Source organism: Methylobacterium phyllosphaerae, assembly GCF_001936175.1.
Classification (GTDB): Bacteria; Pseudomonadota; Alphaproteobacteria; order Rhizobiales; family Beijerinckiaceae; genus Methylobacterium; species Methylobacterium fujisawaense.
This window is the reverse complement of record NZ_CP015367.1, coordinates 3165001-3183955: the sequence shown is the minus strand read 5'-3', so window position 1 is coordinate 3183955 and position 18955 is coordinate 3165001. Positions and strand designations below refer to the sequence as shown.

Below are 18955 nucleotides of genomic sequence, written 5' to 3'. Positions count from 1 at the left end.
TTCCGGTGGGAGGAGTCATCTGCGGGTTGAAACATGGGATTCGGAAGTGCGCCGGAGCCAAGTTCGGAGGGAAAGATCCTGACGGACGCTACCGGGTTCGTGCCGCCCTCTCAACGGATGCAACGCAGCGATGTCGGAACCTTACCTTGAACCAGTTCCAGATCCGCGCGTATCTTCCGGTCCTCACGCGAAGGACTGACCGAGGCCAGACCTCAGATCGCGGGACCCGGCGCTTCAAGGCGCCGCCCGCGTGGCCGAATACGCGAAGGACGCTCGATGACCGTGACCCGGATGCCCAGCACGACGCTCGCCCCAACGGGATCGACGCGCGCCGGTTCCGGCTACGAGCGCTACTTCCGCGGCGCGCTGGATCAGCTGCACGGCGAGCGGCGCTACCGTGTCTTCGCCGATATCGAACGCATTTCCGGGCGGTTCCCGACGGCCAAGTGGCGTCAGCCCGACGGCAAGACGACCGAGATCACCGTGTGGTGCTCGAACGACTACCTCGGCATGGGCCAGCACAAGGAGGTGGTGGCCGCCATGACCGAGACCGCCGCCCGCTGCGGCGTGGGCGCGGGCGGCACCCGCAACATCGCCGGTAACAACTCGCCCCTCGTCGATCTGGAGCGCGAACTCGCCGACCTGCACGGCAAGGAGGCGGGTCTCGTCTTCACCTCGGGCTACGTGTCGAACCAGGCCGGCATCTCGACCATCGCCAAGCTGATTCCGGATTGCCTGATCCTGTCCGACGCCTTCAACCATAATTCGATGATCGAGGGCGTGCGCCATTCAGGCTGCGCGAAGAAGATCTTCCGCCACAACGATCTCCAACATCTGGAGGAGCTGCTCCAGGAGGCTGGCGACCGGCCGAAGCTGATCGTCTTCGAGTCGGTCTACTCGATGGATGGCGACGTGGCGCCGATCAGCCGGATCTGCGACCTCGCCGACCGCTACGGCGCGATGACTTATCTGGACGAAGTCCACGCCGTCGGTCTCTACGGTCCGCGCGGCGGCGGCATCGCCGAGCGCGACGGGGTGATGCACCGGGTCGACGTGATCGAGGGGACGCTGGCCAAGGGCTTCGGCTGCGTCGGTGGCTACATCACCGCCTCGGCGGCGATCTGCGACGCCGTGCGCAGCTTCGCGCCGGGCTTCATCTTCACCACCGCGCTGCCGCCGGCCGTGGCGGCGGCGGCACGGGCGTCGGTGCGCTACCTCAAGCGTTCCAGCGCCGAGCGGGAAGCACACCAGAGCCAGGCGGCGGCCACCAAGGCGGCCCTGGCCGCGGCGGGCCTGCCGATCCTGGAGACCGAGACCCATATCGTGCCGGTGATGGTCGGCGATGCCGAGCTGTGCAAGGCCGCGGCCGACCACCTGCTGGAACACCACGGCATCTACATCCAGCCGATCAATTATCCGACCGTTCCGCGCGGCACCGAGCGCCTGCGGATCACGCCGTCGCCGTTCCACGACGCGGCGCATATCGAGCGCCTCGCCGCGGCCCTCAGCGAGACCTGGGAGGCGCTGGATCTGCCCCGGGCCGGCACGGTCTTCGTCGAGGCCGCAGAGTAGGGCCTCGGGTCTCCGTATCGACCGCCACGGCCTGGCCCCATCGAGGGGCCGTGGCCTCTATCACAGGGCGCGATCGGCTCACCCTTCCCGCTGAGGGAGGGTAGGTTCCGGATCAGGCGTGCCGGTGACGCGCGCTCAGGTCGCGCCACGTCCGGCTGACGCACGCCCCTCATCCCGTCCCTCTCGCCCGAGGGACGGGCCGCGCCGCGACGACGATCCCTGGGACCCGGTCCGGGCCGGCCCCCCGCCGCACGGCGCCCATGTCCTGCCCCCATCTCGTCTTTTCCGGCGCCGGGCTGTAACGACGGCGTCAATCCTCACCCGCGAAAAGTCCGACCATGATCTCCTCCCCGCTCATGACCGTGATGGTCGATGCCGTGCGCAAGGCCGCGCGCGGCCTGCGCCGCGACTTCGGCGAGGTCGAGAACCTGCAGGTCTCGCGGAAGGGCCCGGGTGACTTCGTCTCCGCGGCCGACCGCAAGGCCGAGGAGGTGCTGCGCGACGCCCTGATGAAGGCGCGCCCAGGCTACAGCCTCGTGCAGGAGGAGAACGGGATCATCGAGGGGACCGACAAAAGCCACACCTGGCACATCGACCCCCTCGACGGCACCTCGAACTTCCTGCACGGCGTGCCCCATTTCGCCGTCTCGGTCGGCCTCGAGCGCGAGGGCCAGATCGTCGCCGGTGTGATCTTCGACCCGATCAAGGACGAGCTGTTCGTCGCCGAGCGCGGGAAGGGGGCCTATCTCAACAACCGGCGCCTGCGCGTCTCCGGCCGTCAGGACATGGCCGACGCGCTGGTGGGCTACGGAACGCCCTATCTCGGTCGCGGCAGCCATCCGCGACTCCTGCGCGAGCTGGGCGCCGTCATGGCGGTGGCCGGCGGCACCCGCCGGATGGGATCGGCGGCTCTCGACATGGCCTATGTCGCCTGCGGGCGCCTCGACGCCTATTGGGAGCGCGATCTCCAGACCTACGATTTCGCCGCCGGCGTGATCCTGGTGCGCGAGGCGGGCGGCTTCGTGACCTCCGCGGATGGCGCCGCCGAGCCGCTCGCGCCCCGGTCGGTGGCCTGCGGCAACGAGGAGCTGCACCGGGAACTCGTCGCCATCCTCAAGAAGGTCCAGGCGGCCTAGCGGCCCGTCATCCCGGGACCGCGCGGCGGAGACCGGGATGACGGGCCGCCGACGCGCCGCGTCTCGACGTCCGCGGCGATCAGGGATTGCCCGCCTCGGGCGGGCTTCCTCGGAGCCAAGCGCGCCCGCGGCGACCGGACCGCTCGCGCCGCGTGGGACGGTCGCCGGACCGCCGGGACGCACCGAATGCGGCCTGACCCGCCCGGCCTGCCGCCGGAAACTGGTCAGGACCGCAACCTTCTGCTTTAAGCCCGCGGTTCTCCACGGAAGGCCGAACGCATGGAAGCCCGCCGCCACGTCGCGCTGAAGGAATCGATCCGCTCGATTCCCGATTACCCGAAGCCCGGGATCATCTTTCGCGACATCACCACGCTGCTCAGCGACCCGCGCGCCTTCCGGCGGGCGGTGGACGCGCTGGTTCACCCCTATGCGGGCGGGCAGATCCACCAAGTGGCCGGCATCGAGGCCCGGGGCTTCATCCTGGGCGGGGCCATCGCCCATCAGCTCTCCTGCGGCTTCGTGCCGATCCGCAAGAAGGGCAAGCTGCCCCACACGACGGTTTCGATGGCCTACGCCCTCGAATACGGCACCGACGAGATCGAGATCCACGTCGACGCGGTCCGGCCCGGCGACAGGGTGCTCCTGGTCGACGATCTGATCGCCACCGGCGGCACCGCCACGGCGGCGGTGAACCTGCTTCAGAAGATCGGCGCCGAAATCGTGGCCGCCTGCTTCGTCATCGATCTGCCCGAGATCGGCGGGGCCCAGCGCCTGCGCGACATGGGCGTCGAGGTGCGGACCCTCATGCAGTTCGAGGGGCATTGAGCCCCGCCGAACGTTGACTTCGCGGGACCCATCCGCCATAAGCCCGCCACTCGCGACGTGGCGCCCCGCATGGGCGCCCTTCGTGTTTGCAGACAACCAAGGACGCGTGAAGGTCGGGTGCGGCATCAGCCGCCCGCGAGCGCGCCTCGACCTTTGAAGGCTCTGAGCCATGAAGAGAACCTACCAGCCGAGCAAGCTCGTCCGTAAGCGCCGCCACGGTTTCCGTGCGCGCATGGCCACCGCCGGCGGCCGCAAGGTGATCGCGCGCCGTCGCGCCCACGGCCGCAAGCGCCTGTCGGCCTGAGGCCGGATCCTCTCGGGCGCGGAGGCCTTCGCGCATCCGCGCCGTGAGGCAAGTGGTATCGGCCGGGATCGAACCATCGATGGCGACGATCGAGCGGCTCAAGAAACGACCCGACTTCCTGGCTGCGGCCGAGGGGCGTCGCTTTCACACCGAGCGCATGACCGCGCAGGGGCGCCTCCGGAATCCGGAGGCCTGCCCCGGCCTCCGTCTCGGTTTCACCATCACGAAGCGCGTGGGTCACGCGACGGAGCGCAACCGCATCCGGCGCCGTCTCCGCGCCGCGTTGGGGCTGGTCGCGGCCGATCTGCCGACCGAACTCGCGACCCTGCCGGCCGACATCGTACTGATCGCCCGGCGCCCGGCGCTGGACGCCCCCTTCGCGTCGCTGGCCGAGGACCTGCGGCGTGCGATCCCGACGGTGACCCGGCCTGCGGCGCCCCGGAGCGACAGGCCGTCCGGCCGATCCGGCAACCGACGGTCCAAGACCACACCTCAAACCTCATCTCTCCAGCAGGAAGCGGGCGCCTCCGCGCAGCCCGCGCCCTCCGGCCGCGCCGACATCGGCCCGTCGCAGGGGTGCGACAGAGATCACCGAATCACCGGCGCGCGCAGGTCCCCCGGGGCCGGCGCCGGTCTTGATGCCACTCCGAACGCGTGCGGCGGTGTCCCTGATGGGCAATGACAAGACGAACATGTTCGTGGCCATCGGCCTGTCGCTGCTGGTGCTGCTCGGGTGGCAGTACTTCGTGGCCGGCCCGCGCATGGAGCAGCAGCGGCTGATCGAGGCCCAGAACAAGGCCGCGCAGCAACAGCAGCCCCCGGGCGTGACCCCGGACGGCGTGCCCTCGCCGTCCCCCAAGGAGGGCGGCCCGGCCGCGCCGGTGCCCGGCACGCTGCCCACGCCGCAGGGCGGCCCGGTCTCCCGCGAGGCGGCGCTCGCCCGCTCGCCGCGCATCCGGATCGAGACCCCGGCGCTATCCGGCTCGATCACCCTGAAGGGCGGCCGCGTCGACGACGTGTCGCTCAAGAACTACCACGAGACCGTCGACCCCAAGAGCCCCGAGATCGTGCTGTTCTCGCCGGCCGGCAGCGAGACGCCCTATTACGCCGAGTTCGGCTGGGTCGGCGCCAATGCCGGGCCGCTGCCCAACAACGACACCCTCTGGACCAGCGAGGGCAAGACGCTCCAGCCGGGCATGCCCGTGACCCTGACCTGGGACAACGGCGCCGGCCTCGTCTTCAAGCGGATCATCGCGGTCGACGACAAGTACATGTTCACGATCCGCGACGAGGTCGAGAACAAGGGCTCGGGCGCGATCACGCTCTACCCCTACAGCCTCGTCTCCCGCTGGGGTAAGCCGCACACCCAGGGCTATTACGTCCTGCACGAGGGCATGATCGGCTATCTCGGCAACGACGGGCTCCAGGAATTCACCTACGACAAGCTCGCCAAGGAGGGCGCCTACGGCGGCGCCAACACCAAGGGCAAGGCCTGGACCGGCGTGACCGGCGGCTTCGTGGGCATCACCGACAAGTACTGGGCGGCCGCCGCGATCCCCGATCAGGACACGCCGTATACCGGCGCCTTCACCGACCGGACCGACGGGACCACCAACGTCTATCAGGCGAGCGTGCGCGGCGACGCCGTGAACGTGGCGGCCGGCACCTCGGTCACCGCGACGCAGCGGCTGTTCGCGGGCGCCAAGGAAGTCAACGTCATCAACAACTACGAGAAGGACCTGGGCATCAAGCACTTCGATCTGATGATCGATTGGGGCTGGTTCTTCTTCATCACCAAGCCGATGTTCCGGGCGCTGGACTTCTTCTATCACCTGTTCGGCAATTTCGGCGTCTCGATCCTGGTTGTCACCTTCTGCCTGAAGCTGCTGTTCCTGCCGATCGCGAACCGATCCTACGTCTCGATGGCCAAGATGAAGGCCGTGCAGCCGGAGATGGCCGCCATCCGCGAGCGCTACAAGGATGACCGCCTGAAGGCGCAGCAGGCCACGATGGAGCTGTACAAGAAGGAGAAGATCAATCCGGTCGCCGGCTGCTGGCCGGTGCTGATCCAGATCCCGGTCTTCTTCGCGCTCTACAAGGTGCTGTTCATCACCATCGAGATGCGGCACGCGCCGTTCTTCGGCTGGATCCACGACCTCGCGGCGCCGGATCCGACGAGCATCGTGAACCTGTTCGGACTGCTGCCCTTCCCGGCGCCCGACTTCGTCCACCTGGGCGTCTGGCCGCTGATCATGGGCGTGACGATGTTCGTGCAGATGAAGATGAACCCCGCGCCGCCGGACCCGGTCCAGGCGCAGATCTTCACCTTCATGCCGATCGTGTTCACCTTCATGCTGGGGTCGTTCCCCGCCGGCCTCGTGATCTACTGGGCCTGGAACAACACGCTGTCGGTGATCCAGCAGTACGTCATCATGCGCCGCAACGGCGTGAAGGTGGAGCTGTGGGACAACCTGCGATCGACGTTCCGGCGCGGCAACGGCACCAAGACGGCCGCCACCAAGAGCTGACAGGCAATGTGCCGTGACTGAAACCAACGACGATGCGGCCGACCTTCTTGAGGCCGGCCGCCTTCTCTTTGCCGGCGCCGCCGACTTCTACGCGGCTGCCCAGACGCTCGATCGGCTGCCGCCCATGGAGGGCGTGGAGATCGCCTTCGCGGGACGGTCGAACGTCGGCAAATCGAGCTTGATCAATGCCCTCACCGGGCGGAACACCCTGGCGCGGACCTCGCACACGCCCGGGCGCACGCAGCAGCTGAACTTCTTCCGGATCGGCGAGCGCCTATCCCTCGTCGACATGCCCGGCTACGGCTACGCCGCGGTCGAGAAGGCCAAGGTCGAGGCCTGGACGCGGCTGATCCATTCCTACCTGAAGGGGCGCGCCAGCCTCGCCCGCGTGTTCATGCTCATCGACGCCCGGCACGGCTTCAAGTCGATCGATACCGATGTGCTCGACGGCCTCGACAAGGCCGCGGTGAGCTATCAGGTCGTGCTGACCAAGGGGGATTCCCTCAAGAAGGGCGAGGTCGCGAGCCGCATTGCCGGGATCGAGGCCGGGCTTGCCAAGCGTCCGGCTGCCTATCCGCAGGTGATCCTCACCTCGAGTCGGGACGATTCCGGCGTGCCGGAGCTGCGTGCGGCCATCGCCAGGCTCCTCGTGGAGCGCGGCGCGTGAGTGTTGCGGGTGTCGATCGTGCGCTCGCGGCGCTCGCCTGCCTCGCCGGCCTGCTCGGTGTGGCGTTGAGCGCCGCCGCCGCGCACATCCCCGGCGCCGATTCGCTGAAGACGGCGGCGCAGTTCCTGCTGTTCCACGCCCCCGCCATTCTGGCGCTCATCGGCTTCGGCACCGCCGGCCTTGCCCGGATCGGGCTTGCCCGGACGGCTTCGGGGCTCCTGGTCCTCGGTCTGATCCTGTTCTGCGGCGACCTCTCGGTGCGCACGTGGCTCCAGCGCCCGCTCTTTCCGATGGCTGCGCCCACCGGCGGCGTCGTCCTGATGGGCGGCTGGCTCGTCGGGATCCTGTGCGCCCTCGTTCCCGTGCGTCGAACCGTCTAGGCCGGCGCCCGGACCTGCAGGAAATGCAGCGCCGGGCCCTGCGCGGCGGAGAAGACGCCTGCCGTGAGGGCTCCCCCGTAGACCGCTGCGGTGTCGAGGTTCGTGCGGAACCGGCGGATTTCGGGCCGTCCGTTGCGCTGGGGGGTATGGCCATGGACCACGTGGCGGCCGAAATCGTGGTCGCCCTCCAGGAACGGCTCGCGGATCCAGAGCCGATTGTGATCGTCCGGATCCGGGATCGCCGCGCCGGGCCGGAAACCGGCATGGACGTACCAGCGGGCGTCATCCCCATGCAGGGTGGGGAGACCTTCGAGCCAGTCGAGGGTGTCGCGTGGCAGATCGCCCGCCTCCCGGGCGCCGAAGGAGGCGAGCGTCGCCTCCCCGCCGTTGTAGAGCCAGTGTTCCGCGGCCTGAGGGGTCTGCAGCGCATCGAGCAGCATCCGCTCGTGATTGCCCATCAGGCAGATGACATGCTCGGGCTCGGCCCAATTCAGCCGGCTCACGGTGCGGAGAACCGCGGCGCTGTCCGGCCCGCGGTCGATATAATCCCCGAGGAAGACGAGGCGGCGGCCGCGGTCGGCGGCATGGTCGGCGATCCGCTCCAACAGCGCATCGAGGAGGTCGGCGCAGCCGTGGATGTCGCCGATGACATAGGTGAGCGGACCGGATTCCATCGCGCCATCGTCCACCGGGCCGTCCCGCTCCGCAAGGGTCCATGATCGGGACGGGCTGCTCCCCGTCGCCGGGTCAGCCTCAGCGCGAGGCGATGGTCCGCAAGGCTGTCGCCGACCAGAGCGGCGCTGAGGGGCGCCCCCGCATCGACGGCGGGTGGCGATGTGATTCCCGCGACATCGGCCGCGACGTCACCCGGGCGTCTTCGCTCCCGGATCCGGTTCGATCAGTGATCGGCCGCCGGAACTGTTCCGGTGCCGCCGCCGGTCGCAAGCTTGCGGCGCGCGTCGGCCTGCCCGCTGGTCGTGCCGAAATAGCTCGCCGAGTCGCCGAGCTGTACCGACGGTTGGCAACTCGGCGTGCAGGACAGGGATTCCCGGTCGAGACCGCGCTGGACCGTGATGGTCGAGTCCCGCGACGCCTCGACCCGGATAGTCGTCTCGGCGATCATGGCGCCGCCGTTGTCGAGGGCGATGAGATTGGTCGATCCGAAGCTCTTGCCGGTGAGCACGAGGACGCCGTTCTTCTGCGGCGTCACCTCGGCGATGATCGGATTCCCGACGATGATGGTCGAGGTCTTCTCCGGCAGGCGGAGGACCTTGGCATTGTCCACCAGAACGGTCACGACCGGCAGCAGCTCGGGCTGACCCGCCACGGCTGTGGCGCCCGTCATCAGGACGATGAGGCCGGCTCGGCCCGCAATCGACAGGGTGCGGCGCATCGGGTTTCCTCAAGACGACGGGTAGCGGACGAGATCCGACCCGAAGCCCGAGGCTATCGCGGGATGGGTGAAGGAAGCGCTAAGCAAGACCAAGAGTCCGCGCACTGCCGTATCGAAGAAACCCAACCTTCACCAATCTCGCAACGAGACGGCATTTTACGACGCTCCGGGATCGATTTAACCGATTTTCAAGGCGAAATCGCCAGTCTGTGCAGGCCGCCGATCGAGACAAGAAAAATCTTCATCGGTCATCGCGCAAGTTTTGCCTCGCTCTATGTTGATCGAAGGATCGCTCTCCATGAAGACCCTGTTCACGCGCTTCGCCTCGGACGAGTCCGGCGCCACCGCGATCGAGTACGGCATGATCGCGGCCCTGATCGCCGTCGCCATCATCACCGCGCTGAAGACCGTTGGCACCAGCCTCACCAGCAAGTTCAGCCAGATCTCCGGCAACCTGAACTAAGCGAGACGGCTCTGATCTGCGGCAGGTGCGAGACACCCCGGCTCTCGGCGAGAGGCCGGGGGCTCGGCCGGCCGGGATCGTTCTCGTTCGCGGCGGCACAGGCCGTCTGGTAATGCGCGGATCCATTCCGGCCGACGGATGGCCGGGTCGGATCGTTGGCCGGTGATGCGACAGGTTTCGACGAAATGGGCGCCGAGATGGTCGGTTCAGCGACGGCAAGCCTCGGCCTGACAGGTCTGGGCCCGGCCGGATTCGGCCTGTTGATCCTCTTCCCGTTCCTGATGGCGTACGCAGCCGCCAGCGATCTTCTGACCATGCTGATCCCGAACCGGATCTCCCTCGGCCTCGTGGCGGGGTTCGCGCTCCTCGCCCTGACGGGCCCGATGAGCTGGGCCGAGATCGGCTTCCATTGCGCGGCCGGCGCGGTCGTTCTGCTCGTCACCTTCGCGCTCTTCGCCTTCGGTGTCATCGGCGGCGGCGATGCCAAGCTCGCGGCCGCCACGGCCCTGTGGCTCGGCTTCGATGGACTCGGCGATTACCTGCTGGTGGCGTCACTGTTCGGCGGTGCCCTGACGCTGGGGATCCTGTTCGCGCGGACGCATCCGCTGCCCGTCCGGATTGCGCGCATGCCGTTCGCACTGCATCTGCACGACGCCAAGACCGGGATCCCGTACGGGATCGCCCTGGCGGCGGCCGCTCTCCTCGTCCTGCCCGACACCGACGTCTGGACCCGGGCCCTCGCTGGCTGAAGCCGCGGCGCTTCGGGCCGGCGGGATCTGGAGCCGCGCGTCCGGCCCAGCTAGAAGTCGCGCATGCCCTTCGCGCTGCTGCGTCGCCCCGATCCCGATCATCTTGAGGTCCAGCACGAGGGGGCCAGTTTCCGCGTTGCCCTCCGGCGGCGGGAGACCGCGCGCCGCATCACCCTCCGGGTCTCGGCCGCCACCGGCGAGGCGGTGATCACCCTTCCGAGCCGCACCGCCGTCAACACCGCCCAGCGCTTCGCTGCGAGCCATGCGGGCTGGATCGCAACGCGTCTGGCCCGTGTGCCGGCTCGCGTGGCCTTCGAGCCTGAGGCCAGCCTGCCGCTCCGCGGCGAGCCTCACCGGATCCTCCAGCGCGGCACTCGCAGCGGTCCGGTACGGGTCGAGTGCGTCGCCGGAGAGCCGGCCATCTCGGTGTCCTGCGACGCAGCCCATGTGGCGCGCCGAATCCGCGACTTCCTGGCCCGTGAGGCGAAGCACGACCTCGCCGAGGCGATCGAGCGTTATGCGGTGCAACTCGGGCAGAGGCCGGTCCGCGTCACCCTGCGCGACACCCGCAGCCGCTGGGGCTCCTGCACGGCCCGCGGGGAGCTGAACTTCTCATGGCGCCTGATTCTCGCGCCGCCGATGGTGCTCGACTATCTGGTCGCTCACGAAATGGCCCACCTGCGCGAGATGAACCATTCCCCACGCTTCTGGGCTCTCGTGCACGCCCTCTGTCCGAACACCGACGCCGCCGAAGCGTGGCTCAAGCGCCACGGCACCGGCCTGCATCGGTACGGCTGATCCGCCGACTGGAGAAGACGGCGTGACCTGCGTCAGCCCTTGGCGCGCAGGACGCGCTGGCGCGCCACGGCATCGGCCGGCCAGCTCGGGCGGGGATCGACCTCGCCGGGACTGAGGGTACGCGGCGCGACGCTGTCGCACACCTCCCGCTGGCGGATGATCACCGGGTTGCCGAACTCGTCACGCCGCCGGATGAGACCACCGTCCCGGCAATAGCCGGCGATCGCGGCATGTCCGTTGCGGCGGCCATACGGGTTCGCCGCCACCGGCGGATGCTCGATCACCAGCGTGTCGGTGTGATTGAGCGAGCGCTCGATGTAGGTGGTCTCCCCGACCGGCAGGGACTGGGCTCCCGCCTGCGCGAGGGTAGCCATCAAGCAGGCGGCCGAGAGAGTGAGCAGGCGCATCACGGCGGGATCCGGCGCAGGAGGAGTGTTCGATCACAATCTAGGCCGCAAACACCCGCGCGGGTAGCGCCGACGCGCAACACCGCGACCGCATCGCTTGACAGCGCGGGCCCGACCATGGTCGGAACACGCCCGATTGTACGGCTCCCGCCGGTCCTCGGCCGGAGCGTTCCGAAGGGATCGGTGGTGCCGCTTCACGCGAGGCTCGTTCGTTTCCGGCGCGCCGTCCGGCGCGCCGCGCTGCCGGTTTTCCTCGCCCTCTTGGCGGCCGCGCTCGTGCCCGCCGGGCCGGCCGCGGCCCAGGGTATGGTGCGCAAGACCTTCGAGGATTGGCAATTGCGCTGCGAGACGCCGGCCGGCGCGAAGGCCGAGCAATGTGCCCTCGTCCAGTATCTCGCCGCCGAGGACCGGCCGAATCTGACCCTGGTGGTGATCGTCCTGAAGACGGCCGACAACCGCGGCTACCTTCTGCGGGTGGTGGCGCCGCTGGGCGTCCTCCTGCCTTCCGGCCTCGGCCTCAAGATCGACCAGACCGATATTGGCCGCGCGGGCTTCGTCCGCTGTCTCACCACCGGGTGCGTGGCCGAGGTCGTGATGGATGACGGTCTGATCCGCCAGTTCAAGAACGGCACGCAAGCCACCTTCATCGTGTTCCAGACGCCCGAGGAAGGCGTCGGGATCCCGCTGTCGATGAAGGGCTTCGCGGCCGGGTTCGATAGCCTGAAATGACGGTGCCGATCGGGAGCCGTGCGATGATCGGACTTCAAGACAGGACTCCGACGCGGTCCCCGGGCTTCACCCGGCTGCCGAACGCGCTGCTCCGGCGGGGCGGTCTCGTGCTTGCCTTGTCCCTCGCCGCTGCGGCGCCGTGCCGGGCCGAGGAGGGGAACATCTTCTCCAACCTGTTCAAGTACGGAGGCACGACGGTGCCGCCGTCGCAGCCCGAAACCCTCGATCCGCCCTATTGCCCTCCGGTGGAGGTCGTCGAGGGTGCCGCCGCCTCGCGAACCCTTGCGGGCGATACGGTGCGCACCCAGTACGCCCTCGCTCGGCTTGCCCGCGAATGCACGCGGCGTCAGGACGGCTCGATCACCGTCAAGGTGGGCGCGGAGGTCAACGTGCTGCTCGGGCCGGCCGGCGCGCCGGGCCGGTTCGATGTGCCGGTGACGTTTCAGATCCGTTACAACGGCAAGGTCGTCTCAAGCCGCGCCGAGCGGGTCAGCGTCACGGTCGGACCGGGTGAGGCCCAGGGCTTCGCCACGGTCGTCGCCGATGACCTACAGGTTCCTGCCGCGATGACGGCCGAGTACGACATCGCGGTGGGGGTCGGCGCCGGCAAGGGGGCCGGGAAGGCCGCTGCGAAGCCGCGCCGCCGGAAACCGGCGGTCGCCGCAGCACCCGCCGGCGGAGGCGACGCTGCCCAGTGACGCCGCGGCACGCTTCGGCGATCCGAACCGACTGATTGCGAGGACCGGTCACGGCGAGATCTGGCTCGGCCGGGCGACACGGTTTCGCCTCGAACCGGTAGCCGATCCCGAATACGACCGCCGCCTCGTGCTCCCCGATCATCCTGTCGGCTGGATCGTACTGAGCTACAGCGGCGATCCCGCGGCGCCACCCCGGCGCCCGATCCTCCGCGTCCTGCGGGGTCCGGACGATGCCGTTCAGGATTTCGTCCTGCCGGGCGCCTCTCAGGGACTCGCCCACTGGTTGGGGCTGGTCCCCTCGGATGCGCGCGAGATCCGCCTCTCGGCCGGTGCCGACTTCGCTCTGGAGCGGGTCGGTGCCCGGCACGAGGCCGGGGTGCTCGCACAAAGTCTCCTCCGCCGGCCCTGGCGCTGCCTCGCCGCGCTCTACGAGCGCGCCCGCGGCTCGGACCGGCGCTATCGGGACATCCTGCGCGGCACCTGCGCGGTGACGCCGATGGTCCGCTTCCCGTCCTGGGCCGCTGCCCGATCCCGGCCCGCCGGCCTTCCACCCTCCGCGCTGCGGATCGGCTGTCTCCTGCTCGCGCGACCCGGCGAGGCGGCGGTGCTGGGCGCCGCGCGCGACGCGCTGGCCGCGCAGACGCACAAGCCAGAGTGGGTCTCGGTCGCATGGTCGGGCGCGCCGCCTCCATCGGAGGACGGGCCCGTGTCGCACCGTGCCTGGGACGATGCTGCCGGCTTCGACGATCTTCTCCGCGATGCGGACGCCCTGTGCCTGCTACGCCCCGGCGACGTCCTGGAGCCCGAGGCCCTGGCGCTGCTGGCCCACACCCTCTCGGACGCGGACCTGGCCTACGGCGACGCGATCGGCCCCGACGGTCGCCCGCAGCTGAAGCCGGACTGGAGCCCGGATCTTGCCCTGGCGACGGGCTATCCGGGTTTCCCCCTGCTCCTGTCGAAGACGTGGCTCTCCGCAAGTCCGGAGCGCCCCGTCGGCCCGATGGAGGAGATCGGTTTGGCCATCGCGGCCGTCGCGACGACCCGCGCCGCGCGGGTGGCGCATGTCCCGCGGATTCTCGCCCGCACCGTCGGCGATGGGCTCGACGCGTCCGCCCGGGCGGCAGCCCTCGACGCGCGTCGATCCGGGTGGCCTTCGCTTCGTGCCGAGATCCACGACGGCGCCGTTCACCTGAAATGGCCGCTTCCGGATCCGGCGCCGCTGGTGAGCATCGTGATTCCCTCGCGCGACCGCCTGGACCTGATCACCCGCGTCTGCCGCGGCGTGCTCTACGAGACCGCCTATGCGGCGATCGAGCTGATCATCGTCGACAACGGTTCCACCGATCCCGCGGTGCTCGATCACTACGCAAGCCTGCGCGACGATCCGCGCGTGCGGATCCTCATGGACCCTCAACCCTTCAATTTCGCCGCGATGGTCAATGCCGGCGTCGGCGCGGCGTCGGGCGCGATCGTCGTGCTCCTGAATAACGATGTCGCCGTCCTGGAGCCCGGCTGGCTGGAAGCCATGGTCCGGCAGGCCTGCCGGCCGGATGTCGGCGCCGTCGGGGCAAAGCTTCTCTACGGCGACGGCACACTGCAGCATGCCGGCGTCGTCGTCGGCCTCGGCGGTCGGGCGGGCCATATCCTGCGCCGCCGGCCCGGGGACACGCCGGGCCATCTCGGCCGGCTGCGTGTGGCGCACGAGGTCTCGGCGGTGACGGCCGCCTGCCTCGCCGTCGCGCGCGACAAGTATCTGGCGGTGGGGGGCTTCGACGCCGAGTCCTTCCCGGTCGATTTCAACGACGTGGATTTCTGCCTGCGCCTCGGGGCCGCCGGCTGGAAGACGATCTGGACGCCGGCCGCGACCCTGGCCCATCTCGAATCCGTCAGCCGCGGTCCCTCCGTCGGTGCCAAGCGCACGCGCTTCGAGCAGGAGGCGGCCCGCTTCTCCGAGCGCTGGCGCGCCGTGATCCGGCACGATCCGTTCTACCATCCCGCCCTGTCGGTCACGACCTTCGGCGAGGACTTGGAATGACGCCGTCGGACGGGGCATCGGGCCGTGAAGGCGGCCCGTATCACGGATCGCCGCGCCGCTCCTGGCGCACGCTTTTGGGGACAGCCCGCCAGATCCTCGTTCACCCCCGGGCCGCGGCTGCCATCGTGCGGGCGCGCCTGATGGGGAAGCGCCTGCGGGCCCGGCAAGCGCTCGCGGCCTTGATCGGAATCGACCACCGGCTTTCGCTGCCGCCCGCGATTCTCGACCGCTTCCCGCCGGCGCCGGCCGGTCCGGGGGACGCAATCCGTCTGATCGGTGACGGCATCCTCGTGACCGGCGCACCCGAGCGGATCGCCGCCCGCTTCGCCGCGGAGCCCGACCTCCAAGCCCTCTATGGCGATGCCCTCGTACAGGAGCGGATCGGCGGTGTGGTGGTGCCGCTTCTGCCACCGGTCTTCGACGCCGACCGGCTCGTGGCGTTCGATTATCTCGGGCCCGTGTTGGCCTGCCGCGGCAGCGCCCTTGACCCGGCCGCCGCGCCCCGAAGCCCGGCTGAGGCCGCGTTCCGGATTGCCGAGCGCTTCGGCCCGGGCGCGATCGGCCATATCCCGGAGCTTCTGTCCGTGCGGCGCGCCGGACGCCCGGTCCCGCCGCCGGAAGGCGCGGAGGGCCCCGCGTCCCATCACGCGATCGTGCGAGATCACCTGGACCGAACGGGGCGGTCGGCCGTCCGGGTCGCGGTGGGGCCCGACAGCTTCGTCCAGGTCGAACATCCCCTTCCCGAGACCTGGCCTCTGGCCAGCCTGATCGTGCCGACCCGCGATCGCCTGGATCTCCTGCGCCCCTGTCTCGAAAGCCTGCGGTCTTGCACCGACTGGCCGTCGATCGAGATCCTGGTCTGCGACAACGACAGTCGCGAGCCGGAGACCCTCGCCTTTCTGCGCGCTTTCGAAGGGGAGGGGAGGGGGCATGTCGTGCCCTGTCCCGGGCCGTTCAACTTCGCCGCCATGAACAACGCGGCCGCGGCCCGCGCCCGCGGCCGGCTCTTGGTCTTCGTCAACAACGACGTCGAGGCGTTCCGGCCCGACTGGCTGTCTCTGATGGCCCGTGAGGCCCTTCGACCGGATGTCGGCGCCGTCGGCGCCAAGCTCCTCGACGGCGAGGGACGGATTCAGCACGGCGGCATCGTGCTCGGGACCGGCGGCCTTGTCACCCACGGGCACCGCCACTTCCCGGGGGACGCGTCCGGCTATCTGGCGGCGTTGCGCGTCACGCACGCGGTCTCCGCGGTCACGGCCGCCTGCCTGGCGGTCGAAGCGGACAAGTTCCGGGCGGTCGGCGGCTTCGACGAGGCGGTCTTCGCGGTGGACTTCAACGATGTCGATCTCTGCCTGCGCCTCAACGCGGACGGCTATCGCACGCTGCTGGTCCCCGGAGCGGTTCTGCACCACCGAGAGGCGGCGAGTCGCCGCTGGACTCCGGAGGCCCGCGCCCGCCACCAGCGCGAGATCGCGGCGCTGAAGAAGCGATGGGGGCCGCTACTGGTGCAGGACCCCCATTATCACCCGGGCTTCGACCCGGACCTCTCGACCCACGCTCGGCTGCGGCCGGGCTTTCCGGAGGCGGGGCCGACGCACCTGCGCCGCCCACCCGCCTGAACGCGCTTACTGGACGAGCCGCGGGCCGCTGCCCTGGACCTTCTCGTTCTCCGACATGATCCCAAGCCGCTTGGCGACTTCGGTGTAGGCCTCGATCAGGCCGCCGAGATCCTTGCGGAACCGGTCCTTGTCGAGCTTGTCGGAGGACTTGATGTCCCAGAGCCTGCAGGAATCCGGGGAGATCTCGTCAGCGACCACGATGCGCATCATGTCGCCTTCCCAAAGGCGGCCGGTCTCCATCTTGAAGTCGACCAGTCGGATGCCGACGCCGAGGAAGAGGCCCGACAGGAAGTCGTTGACGCGGATCGCCAGCGCCATGATGTCGTCGATCTCCTGGGGCGTCGCCCAACCGAAGGCCGTGATGTGCTCCTCGGAGACCATCGGGTCGTTCAGCGCGTCGTTCTTGTAATAGAACTCGATGATCGAGCGCGGCAGCTGGGTGCCTTCCTCCAGGCCCAGCCGGGTCGCCAGCGAGCCGGCCGCGACGTTGCGCACCACGACCTCGAGGGGGATGATCTCGACCTCGCGGATCAGCTGCTCGCGCATGTTGAGCCGGCGGATGAAATGCGTCGGCACGCCGATGTCGTTGAGGTGCTGGAAGACGAACTCGGAGATCCGGTTGTTCAGGACGCCCTTGCCGTCGATGACCTCGTGCTTCTTCGCGTTGAAGGCCGTCGCGTCATCCTTGAAGTGCTGAATGAGCGTGCCGGGCTCCGGCCCCTCGTAGAGGACCTTCGCCTTGCCCTCGTAGATGCGACGGCGGCGGTTCATAGGCGTGTACCGTGGTTTGAGGAAGTCCATGGGCCGAGGCTCCTGATGCGCGACGATTGGGAGGAATCCGCGGCGCGGCGACCGGACGCGAGGTCGGGCCGCCGGACGGCCTCTGCCCAAGGGCCCCGGCGACCGGCCGCCAAACTAGCGGAAGCGGGCTTCCAGCACAACGCGTTAGCCTGCAGGGCGGTATTGCGGAGGGCGCTCCGGACGTAGCCGGAACGCGGTTCGCGGTCGCGCCGCCGCCTAGGATCCACCGGTCAGGCGGACGTCTTGGACGGGTAGCGGCAGAGGTCCGCGATGAGGCAGCGCGGGCATTCGGGTTTGCGCGCCTTGCAGGTGTAGCGGCCGTGCAGGATCAGCCAATGATGGGCGTGCCGGCGGTAGGGTTCCGGCACCAGCGCCTCGAGACCGGCCTGGACCTTATCGGTGGTCGAGCCGACGAAGAGGGGGATCCGGTTCGAGACCCGGAAGATATGGGTATCGACGGCGATCCGCGGAACCCCGAAGGCGATATTCAGGACGACGCTCGCGGTCTTGGCGCCGACGCCGGGCAGCACCTGCAGGGCCTCCAGGCTCGCCGGCACCGTGCCACCGTGCTGCTCCACGAGCATGCGCGAGAGGGCGACGACGTTCTTCGCCTTGGTGTTGAACAGCCCGATCGTCCGAACGAAATCGCGGACCCGGTCCTCGCCCAATGCCAGCATGGCCTCGGGTGTGTCGGCGACCGCGAAGAGCGGCCCTGTGGCGAGGTTGACCCCACGGTCCGTCGCCTGGGCCGAGAGCACGACGGCGACCAGAAGGGTGAACGGATTGACGTAGTGGAGCTCGCCCTTCGGCTCCGGCTCCGCCGCGTGGAAGCGGCGGAAGATCTCGGCGAGGGTGGCGACATCGACCGCCTCGGGGGCGGTGTCGCCATGCCCCGAGCGTGCCGTCCCGATCGGACCGCCACGGCGGACCGCGGCCGCGCTCTTCAGCGCGCTCTTCGAGACGACCGGATCCGCTTTCTTGGAAGCGCCCTTGGAAGCGCCCTTGGAAGTGCCCTTGGATGCGCCCTTGGGCGCGGCCCGGGACGGCGCCGTCGCCCGGATTGCGGTATCGCCACCGGAGCGATCCGTCACGGGAGTGGGAGTCTTTCTGGCGGACATCGGCGCGTTATATGGATCGCATGGCGAGCGGCAATCCTTCCGTCCATCCCTATGGGCTCGATCCGGACACGATCGACCGGCCCGTCTTCACCGCGAAGATCCGGCCCCATCAATCCTTGAGCCGGCTCGGCTTCCGGGTGGTCATGACGGGCTGCTGCGCGGTCTCGCTCGTCGTCTCGATCTGGGCCTGGCGCATGGGTTTCTGGCCGGTGGCAGGGTTCTTCGGCCTCGACATGCTGGCGATCTACGCGGCCCTGAAAGTCAGCTTCCGCCGCGGTCGCTCCTTCGAGGAGGTCATGATCTCCCAGATCGAGATCCTGCTCGCCCGGGTGAGCCACCGGGGCGAGCGGCGCGAGTGGCGGTTCAATCCGCTCTGGACCAAGATCGAGACGGTGGAGGATGACGAGTACGGGCTTCAGCGCCTGACCCTGGTCTCACGTCGGCAGCAGGCGCTCGTGGCCCGGGATGCGGGGCCGGACGAGCGGGCCCGGATCGCGCAGGGTCTCAGCGCGGCGCTCGCCCAGGTGAAGAAGGGCTACTGACCCAACTGCCGACGCCATGCGCATCGCGCACGAGACAAGCGAGCCTCCGCCGGGAGGCGCGCGCATAAATATCGATCGCGTGTGTGACGGGGTGTTGACGGCCCGGAACGGTGGGCCTATACCCCGGCTCATCGGCGCCGGCCGCGGAAGTGGACCGGGCGCTGAGGCATCTTCTGACAAGCGGCGGGATT

21 protein-coding genes are annotated in these 18955 nt (G+C 69.3%); 16 read left to right on the top strand and 5 right to left on the bottom strand.

Annotation, left to right across the window (positions count from 1 at the left end):
• The first annotated feature begins 276 nt into the window (after positions 1-276).
• From hemA to MCBMB27_RS14415, 8 genes are all read left to right on the top strand, one after another.
• Complete coding sequence (gene hemA, locus MCBMB27_RS14450; protein WP_043357125.1) at positions 277-1572, top strand: 5-aminolevulinate synthase; 1296 nt, start codon at positions 277-279, stop codon at positions 1570-1572.
• Between the two features lie 338 nt (positions 1573-1910).
• A complete protein-coding gene (locus MCBMB27_RS14445) occupies positions 1911-2708 on the top strand; it encodes an inositol monophosphatase family protein (protein WP_043357127.1) in 798 nt (265 codons plus the stop codon).
• 279 nt (positions 2709-2987) lie between these two features.
• On the top strand, positions 2988-3533 hold the full coding sequence (locus MCBMB27_RS14440) for an adenine phosphoribosyltransferase (protein ID WP_043387545.1): 546 nt from the start codon (positions 2988-2990) through the stop codon (positions 3531-3533).
• 169 nt (positions 3534-3702) lie between these two features.
• Positions 3703-3837, top strand: a complete 135-nt coding sequence (gene rpmH, locus MCBMB27_RS14435) for a 50S ribosomal protein L34 (RefSeq protein WP_007558110.1) — start codon at positions 3703-3705, stop codon at positions 3835-3837.
• A 79-nt stretch (positions 3838-3916) separates the two neighbouring features.
• Positions 3917-4519 carry a ribonuclease P protein component gene (rnpA, locus tag MCBMB27_RS14430; protein WP_043357132.1) on the top strand — a complete coding sequence of 201 codons (603 nt, stop codon included), beginning with the start codon at positions 3917-3919 and terminating at the stop codon, positions 4517-4519.
• Complete coding sequence (gene yidC / locus MCBMB27_RS14425) at positions 4509-6365, top strand: membrane protein insertase YidC (RefSeq protein WP_075380733.1); 1857 nt, start codon at positions 4509-4511, stop codon at positions 6363-6365. Before rnpA ends, yidC begins: the two co-directional genes overlap by 11 nt.
• A gap of 13 nt (positions 6366-6378) precedes the next feature.
• Complete coding sequence (yihA, locus tag MCBMB27_RS14420; RefSeq protein WP_043387550.1) at positions 6379-7032, top strand: ribosome biogenesis GTP-binding protein YihA/YsxC; 654 nt, start codon at positions 6379-6381, stop codon at positions 7030-7032.
• Complete coding sequence (locus MCBMB27_RS14415; RefSeq protein ID WP_075380732.1) at positions 7029-7412, top strand: DUF423 domain-containing protein; 384 nt, start codon at positions 7029-7031, stop codon at positions 7410-7412. The genes yihA and MCBMB27_RS14415 overlap by 4 nt, the downstream gene beginning before the upstream one ends.
• Here MCBMB27_RS14415 and MCBMB27_RS14410 read toward each other — a convergent pair.
• Positions 7409-8086: a metallophosphoesterase family protein gene (locus MCBMB27_RS14410; RefSeq protein ID WP_043357445.1), complete on the bottom strand. Its 678-nt coding sequence runs from the start codon at positions 8084-8086 to the stop codon at positions 7409-7411. The genes MCBMB27_RS14415 and MCBMB27_RS14410 overlap by 4 nt on opposite strands.
• 224 nt (positions 8087-8310) lie before the next feature.
• Positions 8311-8805 carry a pilus assembly protein N-terminal domain-containing protein gene (locus tag MCBMB27_RS14405; RefSeq protein ID WP_075380731.1) on the bottom strand — a complete coding sequence of 165 codons (495 nt, stop codon included), beginning with the start codon at positions 8803-8805 and terminating at the stop codon, positions 8311-8313.
• 298 nt (positions 8806-9103) lie between these two features.
• Here MCBMB27_RS14405 and MCBMB27_RS14400 point away from each other — a divergent pair, with 298 nt between their 5' ends.
• The 3 genes from MCBMB27_RS14400 (at position 9104) to MCBMB27_RS14390 (ending at position 10815) form a co-directional block, all read left to right on the top strand.
• The gene (locus MCBMB27_RS14400; RefSeq protein WP_012320434.1) at positions 9104-9268 is read left to right on the top strand and encodes a Flp family type IVb pilin; all 165 of its coding nucleotides are present in this window, start codon (positions 9104-9106) and stop codon (positions 9266-9268) included.
• Positions 9269-9465: 197 nt separating this feature from the next.
• Positions 9466-10017 carry an A24 family peptidase gene (locus MCBMB27_RS14395; RefSeq protein WP_051045115.1) on the top strand — a complete coding sequence of 184 codons (552 nt, stop codon included), beginning with the start codon at positions 9466-9468 and terminating at the stop codon, positions 10015-10017.
• A 63-nt stretch (positions 10018-10080) separates the two neighbouring features.
• Positions 10081-10815 (top strand): M48 family metallopeptidase, encoded by a 735-nt coding sequence (locus tag MCBMB27_RS14390; RefSeq protein WP_043758838.1) that lies wholly within the window; start codon positions 10081-10083, stop codon positions 10813-10815.
• A 32-nt stretch (positions 10816-10847) separates the two neighbouring features.
• Here the strand turns inward: MCBMB27_RS14390 and MCBMB27_RS14385 are convergent, their stop codons facing one another.
• Positions 10848-11222, bottom strand: coding sequence for a hypothetical protein (locus tag MCBMB27_RS14385; protein ID WP_043387560.1), 375 nt, complete (start codon positions 11220-11222; stop codon positions 10848-10850).
• A gap of 183 nt (positions 11223-11405) precedes the next feature.
• Here MCBMB27_RS14385 and MCBMB27_RS14380 point away from each other — a divergent pair, with 183 nt between their 5' ends.
• From MCBMB27_RS14380 to MCBMB27_RS14365, 4 genes are all read left to right on the top strand, one after another.
• Positions 11406-11951, top strand: coding sequence for an invasion associated locus B family protein (locus MCBMB27_RS14380; RefSeq protein WP_091955462.1), 546 nt, complete (start codon positions 11406-11408; stop codon positions 11949-11951).
• A 23-nt stretch (positions 11952-11974) separates the two neighbouring features.
• Entirely contained in the window at positions 11975-12649 is a 675-nt protein-coding gene (locus MCBMB27_RS14375; RefSeq protein ID WP_091955464.1) for a hypothetical protein, read from the top strand.
• A 127-nt stretch (positions 12650-12776) separates the two neighbouring features.
• Positions 12777-14684: a glycosyltransferase family 2 protein gene (locus tag MCBMB27_RS14370; RefSeq protein ID WP_083683550.1), complete on the top strand. Its 1908-nt coding sequence runs from the start codon at positions 12777-12779 to the stop codon at positions 14682-14684.
• Complete coding sequence (locus MCBMB27_RS14365) at positions 14681-16303, top strand: glycosyltransferase (protein ID WP_053610807.1); 1623 nt, start codon at positions 14681-14683, stop codon at positions 16301-16303. The genes MCBMB27_RS14370 and MCBMB27_RS14365 overlap by 4 nt, the downstream gene beginning before the upstream one ends.
• A gap of 6 nt (positions 16304-16309) precedes the next feature.
• On the opposite strand, the gene purC is transcribed toward MCBMB27_RS14365, so the two are convergent.
• On the bottom strand, positions 16310-17104 hold the full coding sequence (gene purC / locus MCBMB27_RS14360; protein WP_043350657.1) for a phosphoribosylaminoimidazolesuccinocarboxamide synthase: 795 nt from the start codon (positions 17102-17104) through the stop codon (positions 16310-16312).
• A gap of 230 nt (positions 17105-17334) precedes the next feature.
• Positions 17335-18222, bottom strand: coding sequence for an endonuclease III (gene nth / locus MCBMB27_RS14355; RefSeq protein WP_236952714.1), 888 nt, complete (start codon positions 18220-18222; stop codon positions 17335-17337).
• A gap of 20 nt (positions 18223-18242) precedes the next feature.
• On the opposite strand from nth, the gene MCBMB27_RS14350 reads away from it, so the two are divergent.
• Entirely contained in the window at positions 18243-18764 is a 522-nt protein-coding gene (locus MCBMB27_RS14350; RefSeq protein ID WP_075381974.1) for a DUF2244 domain-containing protein, read from the top strand.
• Positions 18765-18955: the final 191 nt, after the last annotated feature.